The sequence below is a fragment of the Desmonostoc muscorum LEGE 12446 genome (assembly GCF_015207005.2).
GTDB lineage: Bacteria > Cyanobacteriota > Cyanobacteriia > Cyanobacteriales > Nostocaceae > Nostoc > Nostoc muscorum.
Window position 1 is genome coordinate 4,580,201 of sequence record NZ_JADEXS020000001.1, and the last position, 18,822, is coordinate 4,599,022.

General features: G+C 41.7%; 17 protein-coding genes and 1 pseudogene. 9 read left to right on the forward strand and 9 right to left on the reverse strand.

Annotated elements, in window-relative coordinates:
• The first annotated feature begins 64 nt into the window (after positions 1–64).
• Together IQ276_RS19595 and IQ276_RS19600 are read left to right on the forward strand one after the other, a co-directional pair.
• Positions 65–484: an element excision factor XisH family protein gene (locus tag IQ276_RS19595; RefSeq protein ID WP_193914503.1), complete on the forward strand. Its 420-nt coding sequence runs from the start codon at positions 65–67 to the stop codon at positions 482–484.
• Positions 472–807 carry a XisI protein gene (locus IQ276_RS19600; protein ID WP_190877086.1) on the forward strand — a complete coding sequence of 112 codons (336 nt, stop codon included), beginning with the start codon at positions 472–474 and terminating at the stop codon, positions 805–807. The genes IQ276_RS19595 and IQ276_RS19600 overlap by 13 nt, the downstream gene beginning before the upstream one ends.
• A 523-nt stretch (positions 808–1,330) precedes the next feature.
• Here the strand turns inward: IQ276_RS19600 and IQ276_RS19605 are convergent.
• A complete protein-coding gene (locus IQ276_RS19605) occupies positions 1,331–1,564 on the reverse strand; it encodes a Nif11-like leader peptide family natural product precursor (RefSeq protein ID WP_190877007.1) in 234 nt (77 codons plus the stop codon).
• A gap of 468 nt (positions 1,565–2,032) precedes the next feature.
• Here IQ276_RS19605 and IQ276_RS19610 point away from each other — a divergent pair, with 468 nt between their 5' ends.
• Entirely contained in the window at positions 2,033–2,467 is a 435-nt protein-coding gene (locus IQ276_RS19610; RefSeq protein WP_193914510.1) for a DUF29 family protein, read from the forward strand.
• Positions 2,468–3,286: a TlyA family RNA methyltransferase gene (locus tag IQ276_RS19615; RefSeq protein WP_193914501.1), complete on the forward strand. Its 819-nt coding sequence runs from the start codon at positions 2,468–2,470 to the stop codon at positions 3,284–3,286.
• Between the two features lie 205 nt (positions 3,287–3,491).
• Here the strand turns inward: IQ276_RS19615 and IQ276_RS19620 are convergent, their stop codons facing one another.
• Together IQ276_RS19620 and IQ276_RS19625 are read right to left on the reverse strand one after the other, a co-directional pair.
• Positions 3,492–3,749: a Calvin cycle protein CP12 gene (locus tag IQ276_RS19620; protein ID WP_190877010.1), complete on the reverse strand. Its 258-nt coding sequence runs from the start codon at positions 3,747–3,749 to the stop codon at positions 3,492–3,494.
• A 200-nt stretch (positions 3,750–3,949) separates the two neighbouring features.
• A complete protein-coding gene (locus tag IQ276_RS19625) occupies positions 3,950–5,305 on the reverse strand; it encodes a GTP-binding protein (RefSeq protein WP_193914499.1) in 1,356 nt (451 codons plus the stop codon).
• Between the two features lie 398 nt (positions 5,306–5,703).
• Between IQ276_RS19625 and IQ276_RS19630 the strand changes: the two genes are divergently transcribed.
• On the forward strand, positions 5,704–10,692 hold the full coding sequence (locus tag IQ276_RS19630; protein ID WP_228042863.1) for an AAA family ATPase: 4,989 nt from the start codon (positions 5,704–5,706) through the stop codon (positions 10,690–10,692).
• Positions 10,693–10,695: 3 nt separating this feature from the next.
• A pseudogene (locus IQ276_RS41280) lies at positions 10,696–11,565 on the forward strand (sensor histidine kinase); the annotation flags it as partial.
• Positions 11,566–11,629: 64 nt separating this feature from the next.
• Here IQ276_RS41280 and IQ276_RS19640 read toward each other — a convergent pair.
• The 5 genes from IQ276_RS19640 to trpB form a co-directional block, all read right to left on the reverse strand.
• Positions 11,630–11,857, reverse strand: coding sequence for a hypothetical protein (locus tag IQ276_RS19640; protein ID WP_190877016.1), 228 nt, complete (start codon positions 11,855–11,857; stop codon positions 11,630–11,632).
• Positions 11,858–12,569: 712 nt separating this feature from the next.
• On the reverse strand, positions 12,570–13,100 hold the full coding sequence (locus tag IQ276_RS19645; protein ID WP_193914497.1) for a CAP domain-containing protein: 531 nt from the start codon (positions 13,098–13,100) through the stop codon (positions 12,570–12,572).
• A 453-nt stretch (positions 13,101–13,553) separates the two neighbouring features.
• Complete coding sequence (locus tag IQ276_RS19650) at positions 13,554–13,841, reverse strand: hypothetical protein (protein WP_190877020.1); 288 nt, start codon at positions 13,839–13,841, stop codon at positions 13,554–13,556.
• 95 nt (positions 13,842–13,936) lie between these two features.
• Positions 13,937–15,073 (reverse strand): class I SAM-dependent methyltransferase, encoded by a 1,137-nt coding sequence (locus IQ276_RS19655; RefSeq protein WP_193914495.1) that lies wholly within the window; start codon positions 15,071–15,073, stop codon positions 13,937–13,939.
• Between the two features lie 35 nt (positions 15,074–15,108).
• A complete protein-coding gene (trpB, locus tag IQ276_RS19660) occupies positions 15,109–16,344 on the reverse strand; it encodes a tryptophan synthase subunit beta (protein WP_193914493.1) in 1,236 nt (411 codons plus the stop codon).
• Positions 16,345–16,621: 277 nt separating this feature from the next.
• On the opposite strand from trpB, the gene IQ276_RS19665 reads away from it, so the two are divergent.
• From IQ276_RS19665 to IQ276_RS19675, 3 genes are all read left to right on the forward strand, one after another.
• Positions 16,622–16,921 (forward strand): UPF0175 family protein, encoded by a 300-nt coding sequence (locus tag IQ276_RS19665; RefSeq protein WP_193924101.1) that lies wholly within the window; start codon positions 16,622–16,624, stop codon positions 16,919–16,921.
• A 248-nt stretch (positions 16,922–17,169) separates the two neighbouring features.
• Complete coding sequence (locus tag IQ276_RS19670) at positions 17,170–17,517, forward strand: translation initiation factor (protein ID WP_190877028.1); 348 nt, start codon at positions 17,170–17,172, stop codon at positions 17,515–17,517.
• 145 nt (positions 17,518–17,662) lie between these two features.
• Positions 17,663–17,821, forward strand: a complete 159-nt coding sequence (locus tag IQ276_RS19675) for a YqaE/Pmp3 family membrane protein (RefSeq protein WP_099065790.1) — start codon at positions 17,663–17,665, stop codon at positions 17,819–17,821.
• Between the two features lie 304 nt (positions 17,822–18,125).
• Here IQ276_RS19675 and IQ276_RS19680 read toward each other — a convergent pair whose 3' ends face one another.
• Positions 18,126–18,818, reverse strand: coding sequence for a carbonic anhydrase (locus IQ276_RS19680; RefSeq protein ID WP_193924104.1), 693 nt, complete (start codon positions 18,816–18,818; stop codon positions 18,126–18,128).
• Between the last annotated feature and the right edge of the window lie 4 nt (positions 18,819–18,822).

Here is an 18,822-nt window from a genome sequence, read left to right on the forward strand (position 1 = left end):
GATCGCGCCTGTATAAAATAGTTTTGTTAGGTTAAAGCTGTGTTTTTGGAGTTGTCTTCGACTAATGCCTGCCAGAGATATCTATCACGATGCAGTCATCAAAGCACTTGCAGCAGATGGTTGGACAATAACCAACGATCCTTTATATCTCGCCTATGGAGGTAGAGAACTTTACGTAGATATTGGAGCAGAAAGAGTTACCATTGCAGCTGAGAGGGGTGATGAAAAAATAGCTGTTGAAATCAAAAGTTTTTTGAGTTTGTCTCCAGTGAGTGACCTTCAAGAAGCAGTCGGACAGTATGAAATATATCGCACCGTGCTTAAAGAATTAGAGCCAAAACGCCAGCTTTATTTAGCAGTTCCCAAACGAGTTGACGAAGGTATATTTTCCGAACGCTTTGGTCAGCTAATTCTTAACAGTATAGGAATAAACCTAATTGTCTTTGATGAGCAACTAGAGAGGATTATCAAATGGATAAACTAGCTCGGTATCGTGAAATTATTCGTCAGTTGATATTTGAATATGCTGGTCACAAACCTGCTAATGGTCAAATAGAGACAGAAGCTGTCATTGACTCAGAACGAGACCATTATGAAGTGTTACACGTCGGTTGGGATGGTGTGCGGCGCGTACATGGTTCGGTAGTACATATAGATATTATTAACAATAAAGTTTGGATTCAATATGATGGTACTTCCCAGCCAGTAGCGGAGGCATTATTGGAAGCAGGTATCCCCCGTGAAGATATTGTTTTGGGTTTCCATCCAGCTGAACTACGGCAATACACGGATTTTGCTGTATCTTAATTATCTCATAGCGGTTCCCATTCAGATGCAGTACAACATCATATCGCAAGGTGTAGGGGCACGGCACTGCCCATTGGTGTCAACTTAACGTGAAACCCTTGTCAAGACGTGATGTTGAGTTCATTTATTTACCGTTACTTACCGCGTTACCCCACCCTAACCCTCCCCTTGTAAAGGGGAGGGAACTAGATTCCTTTTTCCCCCCAATCCATCGGGGGGATTAAGGGGGGTAAAGCGGATGTGGGACAAGCGTTTCAGCTTAAGTTGACACCAATAGGCACTGCCTTGTCCCTACAGGTACACTTGTGGGGAAACGCTATAAGTTGTGTATTCTCGAAGAAGAAAAAAGTTAGAGCAATGCCTGGGTTGGGCTGCGCCTACGCAATTCGCAAATCTTCATAACTCTAAGGGAATAAAAACAATCGCATAGCTGTTGAAAGTCAACGACCATAGTATTGTTTTTATTTATAAATCCCTTTGAAAATCCAGTTTTTCCCATACTTTAAGTTTTCTAAAGTAGGAATTATCTAGGATTAAGGTGGCGTCTAGTCCCCCATCCTGGATTGACAATGGCGGCTAAATCTTCTTCTGACAATTTATCAATCTCAGTTTCTAGTTCTGCAACGGTGAATTCATAGCCACGTTCACGAGCAATCTTGATAAAGGCTTCTGGATTAGCTGTTGCTTTGAGCTTTTGCTGTAATGCTTGATCTCGTTTTACGGCTTCAAAAAGTCGGGCAGCATTTTGCTGTGTCATGATAGCGTATCTCCTGTTTTAAATATCAGGTTTGAGTGCAGTAATTTGACTCCTGCAAGTTCACCAAATGTTGTAAAAAATTTTTTGATTCAAGTATATAGGCCTCATCTTAAAGCAAAATAGAAAAATGTGTTGGTTTTGACAAAAAAATATAACTTTTAGGCTATTATTTAACGCTTTGTAAAATTCAGTCCTCAGATAGTAGCAGTATTTACCAAGACTTATACGATTTGAGATTTTGCGGCGAAAAGCGTGTAGCAGGATGTGCAGGCTAAGCTACGGGAACCCTTAAAGGCGAACCGACGTAGACGCTTTTGGCAGGATATGAGCAAAATTTATAGTATAAATTTATTATCAAACACTGTAAAAATTTACGGTGTCCAGATCCCCTCAAAGAAGTCAGGGATCTAACTTTTCGCCAATGATTTAAGATTGCTGTAGAAGTTGCCGATGTTTGAGGCGCTAATGATGGAAGAATTATTAATTTTGAAAGACTTGCTTCTTCAAGGCAATATTCAAGGAGCTTTGATTATAGTTGACGAATTAGAAGAAATGAGCCGAAATGACATAATCAAAACGATTCGTAGCTATGCGGTGATTCTCTTGTTACATCTAATTAAACAACAAGCTGAAAATCGCACGACTCGCTCTTGGGAAGTCTCGATTCGGAATTCAATTCGGGAAATTCAACGAGAAAATAAGCGGCGCAAAGCTGGTGGTTATTTTCTCACACCAGAAGAACTGAAGGAAACTCTAGAAGAAGCTTATTTAAATGCTATTGATGAGGCTTCTCTAGAAGTAAAAGAAGGGCGTTATGAAGTGGAAGAATTAGAAAAGCTAGTTAACCGAGAAGAAATTATTAATCGTGCTTTGGCTTTAATCTTACCAGGAGAGTCTAGTTAATTGGTTAAACAACGACTTGATACATTATTAGTAGAGTTAAATTTATGTTCTTCTCGCGCTTTGGCACAGAGGTTAATTCAGGCGGGGGAAGTTAGTGTGAATCAGCAGGTAGTTGATAAACCTGGTACTGAAGTTGATATTGCAGCTCAAATAAATATTAAAGAGCGATCGCCTTTTGTTTCTAGAGGTGGTGAAAAACTCTCCAAAGCTTTGACAGTCTTCGCTATTCCTGTAGCTGGACGCGTTTGTTTAGATGGTGGAATTTCTACGGGTGGCTTTACTGATTGTTTGTTACAAGCTGGGGCAAAACTAGTTTACGGTGTTGATGTTGGTTATGGACAAGTTGACTGGCGCTTGCGGAATGATTCGCGGGTGATTTTGCGCGAACGCACCAATTTACGACAGCTACGACCAAATGATTTGTATGGCGAAAATGACCCGATTCCTGATTTGGCGGTGGTGGATGTCTCGTTTATTTCCTTAACCAAAATTCTGCCTGCTTTGTGGGATTTAACTCAAGCTAGCCGGGAAGCTGTATTGTTAGTCAAGCCACAGTTTGAAGTCGGGAAATCCCGTGTGGGAAAAAAAGGTGTTGTCCGCGATTCAAACGACCAAGCTGATGCGATTTTTCAGGTGTTGCAAGTCGCTCATGAATTAGGATGGAAATACAAAGGTTTAACTTGGTCGCCGATTACTGGCCCGGCTGGAAATATCGAATTTCTCTTATGGTTGGGAATGGAAAGTGAAACACCACCGCCTGATTTAGAGGCGATTAAGGAAGTAACGCAATCAGCAACAGGTGATTTGCGGAAAGGTTGAAGAAGAATACAGAATACAGAATTCAGAATTCAGAATTCAGAATTAATTGGGTATGGGTAATTGACCTGTGAAGACGCGATAAATCAGACGCGATAAATCGCGTCTCTACATGAGGGTTTTGGGTATTGGACTTAAACCTGCACATTCATCCACCATTCAGACTCCAATTCATACTGAATTCTGAATTCTGACTCCTGAATTCTTGTTAAACGTCGTATATTAGACACTCTACGGAATCTGGGTGGCGATCGCAGTAGTTATCCAATGAGGTTTTGTTTTGCTTTGCTTGATGTTGATGAGATTTTTCAGCTTGCAATTCTTCCACGATATCCCAAGCTACGGCACAATTAGCAGAATTACTGCCATTTAAATCACAGGTTGTACGAGCATCAGTAATGGCTTCTAAAATTGCTTGCTCAAGATTTGTACCAGCAGCTTGGTTTACGTTTAAGGTTGTTGTCATGTCGCTTTCACCCTTATGTTTCCAGAGATCAAGATTGAGTAAGAGGATGCCGAAAATAAAAATCTCTCGGTTCGTTTTTTGTATCCTGTTCTCAATCTTGCATTGGGGATCGGAAATTGACAGCAATTGTCAGAAGAGTTTGATAGAAGTTGATAAACGATTATAAAGGGTAACAAATGGTAAACAATTTTTAGTTATTCTCAATACTTTATCCCTAATTCTTGTCGCAAACGATACAGAATTGTGTTTTGGTCAACTTGAGAGAGAATTTCTTGAATGACGCTGCTAGCGCCCAACTGTCCCCAGGTGCAGCCTTTTTCGAGATAGACTTGAGCGGCTTTGCCAACGGAGTATGCGCCATAACCGGCGATACCAGCTTGGGCGATCGCACTTCCAGCAAAGGCAGTAATATTTGTAGGATTGTCACCGCTGGCGATCGCAGCTGTACTTTTGCCCAAACCCAGCATGAAGCTACTACCTAATTCTCCCAAAAGTAAGCCACCGGAACTCAATAAAATCGTTTTGAGGATTTTCCCTGCTTCATAACTAGTCATTGGTAACCCATACAAGCGTGCCAAAGCGCGAATTAAAGCTAAATCGGCAACAGTTCCGCCCAGGATATCTAAGAAGGCGATGGGATTTAAGGCTACAGCCAAAGCTTTGTATTTGGTAAATTGCCAGATGATATCTTCGGCTTCTTGTTGGCGTAAATCGATGGTTTTTTGAGCGATGGCGGCTTCTGCATCTCGTGCTTGGATGAGTGCATTTAAAGCTAAAAGCGATCGCCCTTCTCGATTGAGAATATTCAAAATTGTTTGCTTGAGTTCGTCCACTTGGGGTGGTGGCGTCTCCCATTCATAGGTGACGCGGCCATCGGGCCATTCAACCCGGACTTCCATTGGTGCTGGTTCCGCCGCCACCATGACAATTTCATCGGGTAGTAGGGGTTTTGCTTGGGGGTTTCCTGCACCGAGTTGTTGCAAATTTTGGTAAATCGCGCCCTTGTCTGTATCTGGGTAGAGATCTATCTTGTTAAACACCAAAATCAAAGGTTTTTGCGATCGCCTTAATTCCTGCAATGCTTGATACTCAGTGCGTGTAATATCACCAGACACGACAAACAAAATTAAATCGGCTTGTAGCACGACTTCTCGTGCCATGTCTGCCCGTGACTCACCCTCGATTTCATCTAATCCTGGTGTATCAATTAACTCTACTAACACCTTATCCCCTGGCTGCCAGCGTACCGAACGAGGCCATTGGGTGACACCATTTAAGGGGCCAGTTTGGAGAATTTTGTCTCCCAGCAAAGCATTTAAAACTGCTGACTTACCACGACTCACCAAACCAAAGGCGGCAATTCTAATAACATTAGAATCCAGTTTGTTGAGTGTGGAGTTAAGAGTTTCTAATTCTGGTTTCAGCAAACCTGCCAATTCTGGGCTAGATGACAACTGTCCTGATTTACGAAGATATCCATACCAAGACAGCGCCTGTCTGAGACTGGCGCGGGCACGGTTTAAGTGAGTTTCTTGCAGATTACGCGAACTCGACATATTGTCAATACTTTCAGCCTTCACTTTCTGAAAAATGCTCTTTTAATGCTCAATTACCCTACTTTCAGCCTTTAAGCATGGTTTTTTGATATATTTTCATACTCAGCATTCATGCTCAAGCGATCTCAGGCTCTCATATCTATCGTGACATACTCCCACACTTCTGCAAGTGGTAAGTGTGGGCTTCTGTGCTAATGCGGCTAATGCTCATAGCGATTTTCATTTGAATGAGATACACGGTAGGAGCACAGCCATGTTCCCTACGAATTGTCTGTACTCCACGCGATTTCAAACTGCTATATGAGGTGTTGAGTTTTAAGAACCGAGTGCCCTACGTACTCCTGAAAAAATTTGGTGTTTATGGGAATACTAAATCTGGTGTTTAAGACTTGGTATGTATGATTAGTATTCCTGGATATCGCCTGAGTGAAAAACTTTATGATGGTTCGAGAACCCTAGTTTATCGAGGTATTCGAGAGATTGATTCATTACCAGCTGTCATTAAGCTGCTAAAGAATCCTTATCCCAGCTTTAGCGAACTAGTACAATTTCGCAATCAATATACCATCGCCAAAAATCTCAACTATCCTGGAATCATTCAAACCTATAGCCTCGAACCCTACCAAAATGGCTATATGTTAGTAATGGAAGACTTTGGGGGAATTTCTCTTAAGGATTATTTCGCCAACAATGATAATGCCGCGTCTCTAGATGAATTTTTACAAATTGCGATCGCTTTGTGCAATACCTTAGATATACTCTACCACGAACGCATTATTCATAAAGATATTAAACCCAGCAATATATTAATTAATCCCCAAACAAAACAAGTTAAATTAATTGACTTTAGTATTGCATCACTACTACCAAGAGAAACTCAAAGTATTATCAATCCCAATGTCTTAGAAGGAACGCTGGCTTATATTTCTCCAGAACAAACAGGCAGAATGAATCGGGGGATTGATTACCGGACTGATTTTTATTCTTTGGGTGTGACTTTCTATGAATTACTAAGTGGAGAATTACCATTTCCATCAAATGATGCAATGGAATTGTTGCATTGTCATATTGCAAAAATGCCGACTGTATTAAGGCATAGGGAAGAAATTCCACAGGTGCTTTCTGATATCGTCATGAAATCGATGGCGAAAAATGCTGAAGACCGCTATCAAAGTGCATTGGGATTGAAGTTTGATTTAGAGAATTGTTTATATCAACTCAAAAAAACTGGTGAAATTCGGAGTTTTGAAATTGGGCAAAGGGATGTGTGCGATCGCTTCATCATCCCTGATAAACTCTATGGCAGAGAAACCGAAGTATCAACCCTCCTCCAAGCCTTTGAGAGAGTGAGTCTTGGCGCAACTGAAATGATGCTGGTAGCTGGGTTTTCTGGAATTGGAAAAACTGCGGTTGTCAACGAAGTTCATAAACCAATTGTTCGCCAACGCGGTTATTTTATCAAAGGCAAATATGACCAGTTTCAACGGAATATTCCCCTTAGTGCCTTTGTGCAAGCATTCCGAGATTTAATGAGGCAATTGTTAACTCTAACTGATGCACAGATTCAGCAATGGAAAAACAAAATATTGTCAGCAGTTGGAAAAAATGGACAGCTAATCATTGAAGTCATCCCCGAACTAGAAATAATTATTGGTCAACAACCACCTACCATAGAGCTATCAGGAACAGCAGCACAAAATAGATTTAATTTATTATTTCAAAATTTTACTCAAGTCTTTACCAGTGCAGAACATCCCTTAGTGATGTTTTTAGATGATTTGCAATGGGCAGATTCGGCATCACTAAAATTAATGCAGCTTTTAATGGCTGATGCAGATCATCTTTTATTAATTGGTGCATATCGTGATAACGAAGTCCACACAGCACATCCATTAACATTAAGTTTGAATGAGATTGCCAAATCACAAGCAACAATTAATACAATTACTCTAGAACCATTGAGTCAACTACAAGTAAATAAATTAGTTGCTGACACACTGAAATGTACAGAAAATTTGGCATGGAGTCTTTCTGTATTGATTTATCAGAAAACCAAAGGCAATCCGTTTTTTGCAACCCAATTTCTCAAAGCATTGCATCAAGAAAATCTTATTCAATTTGATATTGAATTAAGCTGTTGGCAATTTGATATTGCACAAGTAACAATTCAAGCAGTTACAGATGACGTTGTTGCTTTTATGGCATTTCAATTACAAAAACTGCCGCCATCAACTGAACAGGCGTTGCAGTTAGCTGCTTGTATTGGCAATGAATTTGATTTAGAAACTTTGGCACTTGTTTCGGAACAATCACAAATTGAGACGGCTGCTACTTTGTGGAAAGCATTACAAGAAGGTTTAGTTTTACCCATTAGTGATTTTTATAAGTTTTATGTCGGGCAAGAAACTCTTGCAGGTACATTGGAAAATCAACAGACTGTTACATACAAATTTATACACGATCGCGTCCAACAAGCTGCCTATTGTCTGATTCCTGATGATCGGAAAACAGCAATCCATCTGCAAATTGGTCAACTGTTACTCAACAATACCTCAGAAATAGAACAGGAGGAAAAACTATTTGATATTGTCAATCACCTGAACATGGGATCGACGTTAATCACTCAAGGCAAAGAACAAGAGCAAATCGCTCGGTTAAACTTACTAGCGGCTAAAAAAGGTAGAACTGCAACCGCTTATGAAGCAGCCGTAACCTATGCAACCAAGGGAATCAAGCTGCTCAACCACGATTGCTGGCAGAGTCAGTATGAATTGGCGCTGGAACTACATGAATTAGCAGCGGAAAATGCCTTTCTGTCCAGAGATTTTGCACAAATCGATCGCTGGGTGGAAACAGTATTGCTTCAAGCGAAGACACCGCTCGATCAGGTGAAAATCTATGAAATTAAGCTCCAAGCTTACATATCGCAGCACCAGTTGTTACATGCCATCGCTTTGGGAAAACAGGTACTGAATCAATTTGGCGTTCAGTTTCCCGATCAACCAACTCAGCAAGATATCAAGGAGGGATTTCAGTATACTGCTGACCAGTTTAACAGCAGAGCGATCGCCGAGTTGTTGAACCTACCCCCAATGACATCAACAGAAAGCTTGGCAACGATGAGAATTGTTGCTTGTATTGCGCCAGCCATTTACATCACGACTCCTACTCTATACCCGTTAGTGATTCTGTCCCAGGTAAATGCCTCAATTCAGCACGGCAATGCGCCATTATCTGCGTTCTTTTATGCCAGTTATGGTCTGCTGTTAAATGGCGTGTTAGAAGATATGGAAGCTGCCAATCGTGCTGGTACATTAGCATTAGGGGTATTGGAAAAATTCAACGCCAGGGAAGTCGAATCTAAAACCCGCGTGCTTGTAGGAGCGCTCATCCTGCATGGAACTACTCACCTGCGAGCATCACTGCCAGTTTTACGGGAGAGCTACCAAATAGGATTAGATACCGGAGACTTCGAGTTTGGCGGTTACGGCGGATTTCATACTTGCCACTATTGTTACTTCAGCGCTCAGGAACTGGGGACTCTGGAGCTAGAGATCCAAACATATAGCAACGTGCTGAGCAACCTCAAGCAAGTGATGATGTTTAACTACTGCCAAATGTTCCGACAAGTGGTTTGGAATCTGTTGGGCAGAGCTAACAATCCTGGTGTTTTGGTGGGGGATGTCTGCGACGAAGTGCAATTCCTCTCTCAATTATTGGCAGCAAATGACCAAATGGGGCTTCAGTTCTTCTATCTCCATAAACTGATTCTGGGCTACCTGTTCGGCGAGCAAGATCAACATCTATTAGAAATTGCAACGGATGGCAGACAGTATTTAGGAGCTGCTGCTGGTTTCATTACAATACCAATATTTTATTTTTATGAGTCTCTCACAGTTTTAGCAGCAGCGGCTAGCGATCGCCTGGAACAGGTGGTGGCAAATCAAGCAAAATTGCAGAAGTGGGCAAACCACGCACCGATGAACTATTTGCACAAGTGGCATTTGGTAGAAGCAGAACGATGCCGAGTATTAGGAAACAAGATCGAGGCAATCGATCACTACGATCGCGCCATTGCTCTGGCTAAAGAACACGGTTATATCCAAGAAGAAGCTCTAGCCAATGAACTCGCAGCTAAATTTTACCTCAACTGGAGCAGAGAACGCATGGCTGGGGAATATATCACCGAAGCCTACTATGGGTATGCTCGCTGGGGTGCGAAAGCCAAAGTCGCCGACTTGGAAAGACGCTATCCCCAACTTCTCGCCCCCATCTTAGGGCAAACACGTTCTCCCCTCTCCACTAACGAAACTATCTTCGCCTTGGGTACTGTTACCCCCACCAGTTCCGCCACATCCACCAGTAGCAGTGCTTCTGTGGCTTTAGATTTAGTTGCAATTCTCAAAGCTTCCCAAACTATCTCAAGCGAAATCGAATTTGAAAAACTGCTTTCATCATTGCTTTCTATCGTCGTCGAAAATGCCGGAGCTGATAAGTGCGTGTTAATGCTGATGGAGTCAGATAAATTACTGATTCGGGCATTAGCGAAGTTGAGTTTACAGAAAAATGGAAATACCAAAGTTGATTTTTCTGCCAGGCTGCTCAAATCAGAGCCTGTTGAAGAATCTATCGATGTGCCGATTGGCTTAGTTAATACTGTCAAACGCACTTTACAACCAGCAGTGATTATTGATGCTAGTGTATATCCGCAGTTAATTCATGACCCCTACATTGGGCAACACCAGCCCAAGAGTATCTTGTGCAGCCCGATTTTACATCAAGGGAAATTGCTGGGGGTGTTGTATCTAGAAAACCATGTAACGATGGGGGCGTTCACAAGCGATCGCGTGGAACTGCTCAATTTACTCTGCGCTCAAGCCGCCATTTCTTTAGAAAATGCCCGATTGTATGAGCGATCGCTAGAGTATTCCCAACAGCTAGAGCGATCGCTTGATCAGTTGAGCGCCGCACAATCTCGCTTGCAAGCATCCCAGCAAAGACTCCAGCTATTGGTTCAGCAAACTCCACTGGCAGTTATAGAGTGGGATACTAATTTTCAGGTTACTGACTGGAACCCAGCAGCAGAAAGAATCTTTGGCTACACCAAACAGGAGGCTTTGGGGTGTGAATTCAAATTCATCATTCCTCAAAGAATTCAAGCAAAAATGGAGCGAGTTAGCATCGATATTATATCGCATCAGGGTGGCAATTACAGTATCAATGAAAATGTGAGAAAAGATGGCAAAACTATTTTTTGTGCTTGGTATAACAATCCGCTTGTGAGTGCGGATGGCGAGTTAATTGGAGTTGCTTCCCTGGCAGATGATATTACCGATGTCTACGACGAGCTTCGCTTACGCAAAATTGCTGAAGTCAAACTGCAATAAAAAGCACAAGAGCTAGAAACTGCTTTACAAAACCTGCAACAAGCACAATTACAAATGATCCAAAGCGAAAAAATGTCTGCGTTGGGTAATTTAGTTGCTGGTGTGGCTCACGAAATGAATAATCCTTTGGGTTTTATTGCTGCCAGTATTAAACAAGCTAAACCCACTATCGCCGATATTGTTGAACACTTGAAACTCTATCAAGAAAATTTACCCAACAAGAGTGAGGAAATTCTTGATCATGCAGTAGAAATTGACTTGGAATATAGCCTAGAAGACTTACCCAAAATGCTTGATTCCATGACAATGGCGTGCGATCGCCTGAAAAATATCAGCACCAGTCTCCGCACTTTCTCTCGTGCCGATCGCGATTACAAAGTGCCGTTTAATATTCATCAAGGCATTGATAGCACTATTCTCATTCTCAAACATCGTCTAAAAGCGAATGAACAACGTCCTGCCATTGAAGTTATCACTGAATATGGCAATTTACCGCAAATTGAATGTTTTCCAGGTCAATTAAATCAGGTATTCATGAATATTTTGTCCAATGCCATCGATGCTTTAGAGGAATCAAACAACGGACGTAGTTTTGAAGATATTAAAGCCAATCCCAACCAAATTAAAATTACCACTTCCCTAGAAAATAACTGTGTAAAAATTGCCATTACTGATAATGGTATGGGAATGAGTGAATCAGTTAAACAGAAAATATTTGAGCATTTATTTACTACTAAAGCTGTGGGTAAGGGTACGGGGTTGGGGTTGGCGATCGCCGAGCAAATTATAGTAGAAAAACACGGCGGTTCCCTCGAATGCAACTCCTCTCCCGGTCAAGGTACAGAATTTGCGATCTTAATTCCAGTTCGATAGTCACACCAATTTTCTTCTTATTGGTAAGGGTTTCAAGTGTGTTTACTTGAACTGGGAAATTGACTTAGAACATGGGACTGTGTTCATCATCCCAACACTTGCGATCGCGCCAGCTTCGTCCACTATGTTCACATTCAGATGGATCATCTATCCAAGGAATCGATGTAGAGTGATGTGAGTTTTCGATGGGAGTGAATAAGTCAGTAGTGAATACGGTCAACAATGGCAATAATAAGGATAAAGTTATCAAGGTAAAAATCGGTAGAGCAATTAAATACCCAGTGAGCAACATTATGTTATTTTGAGTTCCCAAAAAATTGGAACTTTTATTTTTTTGAGTAATTTTGAAGCTCGATTTTGAATTTGAGAAAAACATAATACAACCCTGTTATTATCAATTTATATAGAAATCAATTTGATTTTTTTCAAAGCCAAACTGACTGAGAGCTAGCGGCATAGGATTTTAGTTCTCAGTATATTTAGCGAAAATCAAATCAGATTTCTTTATATAGGAATCCGGTTTGATTTTTGAACAAAATTAAGTATTTGTAGCGTGCGTTAGCGACAGCGTAACGCACCATTCTTAAGGATTTGGTGCCGTACTCTCGCCGATAACGCAACGCCAGTCGCTTCAACGGGGGGAACCCCCGGACAGCGCTGGCTCCCCTACGTATCTTTTCAAAAATCAAATAGTAGTCCTATAAATCCGAATTTTTACGTAATAAGATTATTCAAGTTATACACTTTAATGTCAAAGGTATAACTCCTGACTTTTTAGAAATTTTAATCTTTGGGCGCTAAAAAATTTTTTTAATGAAAATATGCTGAAGTGGTGGCTATTGTCCCTGTGTAAACACTGGCAAATTGGGCAATGATAACCTTGAAGTTTAAATTCTACGAACACAAGGGGAATAGACACCTGAAGCAAATGATTGCAATTGCTGTTTGAGCCTACAATCCCACGGCTTGAAGCCGTGGGAGTATGTCAATAAATCTTTCCCAACCTATGTGCGAAGGAAAATTTGGGTGAAGTAGACTTGTCCTTTACTATTGCTGGCAACACCAACCCCCGTCAAATTATAATTACCTTTGATATTGGCTAGATGCCCTGGACTTTGCAGCCAGCCCTGAACAGCTTGCTTAGCAGGGTCACTACTCCCTTGGTTGTAAGCAACATTTTCACCAGCTGCTTTGTAGGTAATACCGATCGCTTTCAGGCGCTCTTGAATTCCACTATGTCCAAAAGCCACTTTACCGCTAGCCATATTCTGACTGTGAATCCTGGCTTGATTATCGATGGCAGAATTACGAGTTAGCGCTGGTAGCCCTTTAGAAGCTCTATAACTATTAATTTGGGTGAAAACCGACTGTTCTATAGCAGCAGTGTTGATGGTAGATTGTGCAATCTCAACAGTATCACTTGATATATGTGAAGACTTCGGCGTGAAAGTTGGCTCTGTTATAGAAGTAGCGATCGCTCCACTACTGAGAAAAATAGTTCCTAAACCAATGCCGTAGATTGTTGTTCTAATCATTTGCTGAAAGTAAAGTTCCAGACCATCTAACCAGACTATTGTTGATTGAACAACTTGGTTATCGGTCTATATACTTCTGCTTATGTTGCTATCGGTTCAAAAACCACCAGTAAACTTTTAAATTTACAATCTTACAAAAAAAATTGTGCTGTCCGTAGATAATTTTCTTCTAGCTTTAGAAAGATTATTTCTATTTTGGATTTTAGATTTTAGATTTTGGATTGAGAGTTGATTTCTGAGATTTTCGCCAAATGTACAATTTTTTACTCAAACCTCTACCTGGAGAACGGAAACGCCCAAGTTATACCATTTTCAAAAATATTTACCAGATGTAAATAACCTGTAGGGGCGTACAACTGTACACCCCTACAACATATCTATCTTTTGTGAACTGGTATTACGAGTATGGAGTCAATCCAAAATCCAAAATCTAAAATCCAAAATTGTTTTGTATTAATCTTGGCTGAGAGTTTGTAACTCTTCCTGGACGACACGCAACACCCGCGCGATGTATTCTGCACGCCATTTTTCCCGCTCATTAATTACTTTGGCATCAGGTTCATAACCTTCAATTTCAGTAACCGATAAAATACCTTTAACCTCTAGCAATCGTTCAATGGTGTCGAGGCGATCGCGCAGCACGGACACCTCACCAGTCAAAGCCATAACCATCGCCAACAATTTATCATTTTGCGAATTTTCTAAGTAAACTGGTCGTTTACCCTTGGCTGTTTTCGCCATCCTAACTCCAATTCTCCAAAAAGAGGTTACATAACAAAAGAAGGAAACCCAGATAAAATCTGGCTTCCTCAATTACGAATTACGAATTAATCTACTTACTTGGTTGCAGCAACCACAAACCAAGTGCCAAAACTCTTAGACTTATCACCTTGAGCTTTCCATGCCCCATTAGGAACAAATTTTTCAAATGTCTTATCTGCTGCAAAACCAGCTTCAGTAGCTATCGCTACCAAATCTAAATCGCGTACAGCACTCCAGAAGGGTTCGTTGTTGTTAGCAGTTTCCCAATCAAAAACAAACTGTGTGTAAGCATCCATGTGACGATACAGGGGTGCTTCTACATGAATCATCATTCCGCCGGGAGCTAGTAGACGATAACATTCTTCCATCACTTTACGGACGGCTGGCGGGGGAATTTCATGTAGCAAAATGTGAGAAACCACTAAGTCAAAAGACTCATCTGGAAAGTTAGTGTGTTCGGCATTTTGCTGAGAAAAGTGTACGCGTTTGCCCAAAGATTCGGCTCTTGCATGACCATAACGCAGCATCGCTGCGCCTATATCTATGGCGTGGACTTCTGCATCTGGGTAACCATCTACATAGGGTAATGTGCTATGACCCACAGAACATCCCATATCGAGAATTTTTCTCGGTCGAAAATCGGGATACTCTGGTAAGAGATAGTTTTGGACTATGGATAACCCCATGTCATCGTTGAGTGGCCCCAACCAACCCACACCATAAACATAAGCACCGCGATCGTAAGTTGCGCCAGCGGCTACATCATCAGCGGTAAATTCGCTGTGATATCCTCCAGGCATACAGTGAATATCTACAGCTTTTTGATGAGTAGGTGTTTGAAAATTCGGGTCGAGGGTTAAAGTACCTAGTTCACTACCCTTGTCTTTAGCCCGTTCAATCAACTCTGGCAGTTGTCTATCAACGCTGGCATTTACAGCATCCCATAACATCTCCTGGCTAATCCGCTTCAGGGCACCAGTCCAGCGATAGTAGGGTTCGTGCTGCATTACTTCCCGAATTTCATAACGATTTTGGGGAGGACGCTGATGTTCTTGTTCAAACTTTGGCTTGGCTAATTTTTCATAAATTACTTTATTGCCAGCAGAGAGATTCCGGAAAATGTGCAGTTTTAAACTTTGGACAAACTCTTGGCGTGCCAACTCGTCTTGAGTGGTTTTCGGTAGCATAGCGTGTTGGAATTGTCGATCCATCGTTGCTTTCTCCCCAAAATTTAACGTATGTTTACTTATGCAGGATTTAAAAACTTGGCTACTGTTTGCACATCCTTGTCACCCCGTCCAGAGCAGTTGATGATAATCCGAGGACTGCCGGTTAGTTGGGGACATAGGGTTTCCAAGTAGGCGATCGCATGAGCTGTTTCCAATGCTGGAATAATCCCTTCCAATTTCGATAATCGCTGGAACGCTGCCAAAGCCTCTGCATCCGTCACACTATAGTATTCCGCCCGACCAATATCCTTTAAATAGCTATGTTCTGGTCCCACACCGGGATAATCTAACCCTGCACTAATTGAGTGTGCCTCAATGATTTGCCCATCCTCATCTTGCAGCAAATAGCTCATCGCCCCGTGCAAGACACCAACTCGCCCTTTTGTCAAGGTAGCTGCGTGTTTTTCGGTGTTGACACCTTCTCCGGCTGCCTCAACTCCGATTAACCGTATAGAAGGTTCATTGATAAACTCATAAAATAGTCCCATAGCATTGGAACCACCACCGACACAAGCCATGAGAATATCAGGCAATCCACCCCATTTTTCCATTGCTTGGGCGCGAGTTTCTTGGCCGATGACTGCATGAAAATCACGTACCATCATTGGGTAAGGATGAGGTCCTGCTACTGAACCCAGGATGTAATGAGTAGTTTCCACATTCGTCACCCAATCCCGAATCGCTTCAGAAGTGGCATCCTTGAGGGTTCCCGTTCCCGCTTCCACCGGACGTACTTCTGCCCCCATCAATTGCATTCTGAAGACATTCAAGGCTTGGCGTTCCATATCATGAACGCCCATATAAATTACGCATTCGAGTCCAAAACGAGCGCAAACCGTAGCTGTGGCTACTCCATGTTGTCCAGCACCAGTTTCGGCAATAATTCGCTGTTTACCCATGCGCTTTGCCAACAATACTTGACCAAGGGCATTATTAATTTTGTGAGCGCCAGTGTGATTTAAATCTTCACGTTTTAAGAAAATTTGTGGGCCGGTGCGATCGGGACGGCCATAGTGAGCAGTCAGGCGTTCAGCGAAATACAATGGTGTGGCACGTCCTACATAATCCCGCAACAACTGCTGTAGTTCTGCTTGAAACCCAGGATCGTTGCGGTACTGCTGATAAGCTCTTTCTAATTCAGCAAGAGCAGGCATTAGCGTCTCAGGTACATATTTACCGCCAAAGCGTCCAAACCGACCTAGCGTATCGGGAACTTGAGCAGTTGAGTTTGTAGACACGGGAGTGGTAGTCACAGGCTGATTTTTGATGAGGGAAATGACTTAATTATTATAGGAAAGTCTAGGCTTGTCTGGGGATTGGGGACTGGGGATTGGGGACTGGGGACTGGGGACTGGGGATTGGGGACTGGGGACTGGGGATTGGGGACTGGGGATTGGGGACTGCGGACTAGGGACTAGGAAATAAAAATTTAGGAATACTTTCTTCAGTACCCAATATCCAGTCCCAAGTACCATTATCTGAAATGAATGGAGCAATAAATACGTTTTCAGGATTTTCAGAGGTAAATTTATGTCGTTAGTCACGATTAATCTGCCAGAAGAAGTATTTAGCGCCCATCGCCACAATCCAGAAGAATTTGTGGGGGACATGCGCCTTACTGCTGCGATTTACTGGTATCAGAAGCACGAAATTTCAATGGAAAAAGCCGCCACAGTTGCTGGATTAAATCGTCGGGACTTTCTGTCCGTCCTAGCCCGCGAACAAGTGGATGTCTTTGGTGTTGACTTTGATGATTTGCACAGCGAGTTAAATAGAGTTAATGAGACAGCGTTATATGATAGTGATATAGCAATCCTAAACGATTTATGAGAATATACGGAGATATATAACGTGATTTATAAAACTTAGTTTTAAGCTATATATTATGCAATATATATAATTCTAGCCTCCAAATTAAGTTATAAATGAGTGTTTAAAACTACGTTTATAGGTTAAGTATTTTCTCACATATGATTCCGGATTGCTATATGACCTAGAGTTCAGCAATTGTCGTTTCTGTCCACGAACCTTAAAATTGAAGTTTCCAGTGCGTTGAAATTTTTCTTAATAAAGATTTTATGTCTTCTTCTAATTCCAAATCTTCCGATAAAAACTTTATCTACCGCGAATTTGGCAACGATAACTCTGCCGCTACAGAAAGACCAATTCCAGAATTGCCCCCACAACAACAAAATCTCAAAGTACAAGCTTCCCGCAAAGGACGCAAAGGGAAAACCGTCACCGTGATTAGCGGTTTTCAAGCCAAACCAGAAACTTTGGCAGATTTGGTCAAACAGTTGAAAACTCAGTGTGGTACAGGTGGAACAATTAAAGACAACGAAATTGAAATTCAAGGCGAACACAAGCAGAAAATTGTCGAGATTTTGACTAAGCTTGGTTACAAAGCTAAAATCAGCGGTGGCTAGTGTTGAGTGAGTGCGGTTTACCGCATCTCAACCCCAATCTAGATTAAGAGGGTCAATGTTATCTTTGAGAAGTATAAACATGCTTGAAAAGTGGTGAATAATTTGCCCAACAAGCTGTATTAGATGAGATTAATAGGAGGCTTAAATGGATTTAGTTCGGATTCTGTGTGCAATTTTCCTGCCCCCTTTAGGAGTTTTTTTGCAAGTAGGTTTTGGTATAGACTTTTGGATTAATATAGTTTTAACGCTGTTTGGTTACATTCCTGGCATTATTCATGCAGTGTGGATAATTGCTAAGAAATAATTCTTTGTAGGGTAAGTTGGATGTACCAATTTCGGCGTTAAAGATGCTGGAGAAGATTTCCGTAGAGGTAATTCATGAATTGCCTCTACAAAATGATTAAGACAAAAGTTAAAATAAAAAAGAATAAAATCGTCTTACTAAATTAGTTATCTGAATTGAAATCATAACTGATGATGAGTTGATTTTCTTCCCATCGTTTCTATCTGGAAGTACTTTTGAAGCAAAATATTAGCGGACGCTCTCAATCTTCAAGTAATTAATATCCGATCTCTGATTGAGAGAATACGCTACTAATCTTGGTGAATCAAGTAATTATAGTTACTCCTCCCGTATCTAAATCGTAACGACCTCCGACAATTTTTAATTTACCGGACTGTAACCGCTCAGTTAAGAGGCGCGATCGCTTCAGTCGTGTAATTTGATATTGCACATTCGCAACCACAGCATTCTCAACCGCGTCCCCTGGCTGAAGTTTGGCACTTTTCACAACTGGCTTAATCGCCTCAACAAAGCTACCAATATCACCGAGTAGCGCTTCATTTTTCACTGCGGCGGTTACGGCTCCACATCGCTCATGACCCAGCACCATCAGTAGCGGCGTACCTAATAAAGTAACGGCATATTCGATACTACCGAGGGATTCTGGCGTGGCAATATTTCCAGCGAGGCGAACATCAAATATGTCTCCGATACCCTGGTCAAAAATAATTTCTGCGGGTACTCGTGAATCCGCACAACTGAGGATAGTTGCAAATGGATGTTGCGCTTGAGCAACTTCCTGCAACCGAGCCGCAGATTGATCGGGATATTGGGGTTCATGCTGAACAAACCGCTGATTTCCCTGTATCAGTTTTTGCAATGCGTCGTCGGGACTGAGATTTTGAGGAGGCAATTCGGCAGCTTTGGCCTGTTCAACTCGCCAGAGGAAATCACTGGCAGTTAGGATCATCCCGAATGCTCCTGTGACCCCTAACTTTAAAAAGTCACGACGTTCCATGAAA

Coding starts and splice junctions, on each gene's coding strand:
- IQ276_RS19655 (WP_193914495.1), bottom strand. CDS start 15,073: ATGGATCGACAATTCCAACACGCTATGCTACCGAAAACCACTCAAGAC.
- IQ276_RS19670 (WP_190877028.1), top strand. CDS start 17,170: ATGTCTTCTTCTAATTCCAAATCTTCCGATAAAAACTTTATCTACCGC.
- IQ276_RS19640 (WP_190877016.1), bottom strand. CDS start 11,857: ATGTTGCTCACTGGGTATTTAATTGCTCTACCGATTTTTACCTTGATA.
- IQ276_RS19625 (WP_193914499.1), bottom strand. CDS start 5,305: ATGTCGAGTTCGCGTAATCTGCAAGAAACTCACTTAAACCGTGCCCGC.
- IQ276_RS19650 (WP_190877020.1), bottom strand. CDS start 13,841: ATGGCGAAAACAGCCAAGGGTAAACGACCAGTTTACTTAGAAAATTCG.
- IQ276_RS19610 (WP_193914510.1), top strand. CDS start 2,033: ATGGAAGAATTATTAATTTTGAAAGACTTGCTTCTTCAAGGCAATATT.
- IQ276_RS19645 (WP_193914497.1), bottom strand. CDS start 13,100: ATGATTAGAACAACAATCTACGGCATTGGTTTAGGAACTATTTTTCTC.
- IQ276_RS19665 (WP_193924101.1), top strand. CDS start 16,622: ATGTCGTTAGTCACGATTAATCTGCCAGAAGAAGTATTTAGCGCCCAT.
- IQ276_RS19630 (WP_228042863.1), top strand. CDS start 5,704: ATGATTAGTATTCCTGGATATCGCCTGAGTGAAAAACTTTATGATGGT.
- IQ276_RS19675 (WP_099065790.1), top strand. CDS start 17,663: ATGGATTTAGTTCGGATTCTGTGTGCAATTTTCCTGCCCCCTTTAGGA.
- IQ276_RS19680 (WP_193924104.1), bottom strand. CDS start 18,818: ATGGAACGTCGTGACTTTTTAAAGTTAGGGGTCACAGGAGCATTCGGG.
- IQ276_RS19605 (WP_190877007.1), bottom strand. CDS start 1,564: ATGACACAGCAAAATGCTGCCCGACTTTTTGAAGCCGTAAAACGAGAT.
- IQ276_RS19595 (WP_193914503.1), top strand. CDS start 65: ATGCCTGCCAGAGATATCTATCACGATGCAGTCATCAAAGCACTTGCA.
- IQ276_RS19600 (WP_190877086.1), top strand. CDS start 472: ATGGATAAACTAGCTCGGTATCGTGAAATTATTCGTCAGTTGATATTT.
- IQ276_RS19620 (WP_190877010.1), bottom strand. CDS start 3,749: ATGACAACAACCTTAAACGTAAACCAAGCTGCTGGTACAAATCTTGAG.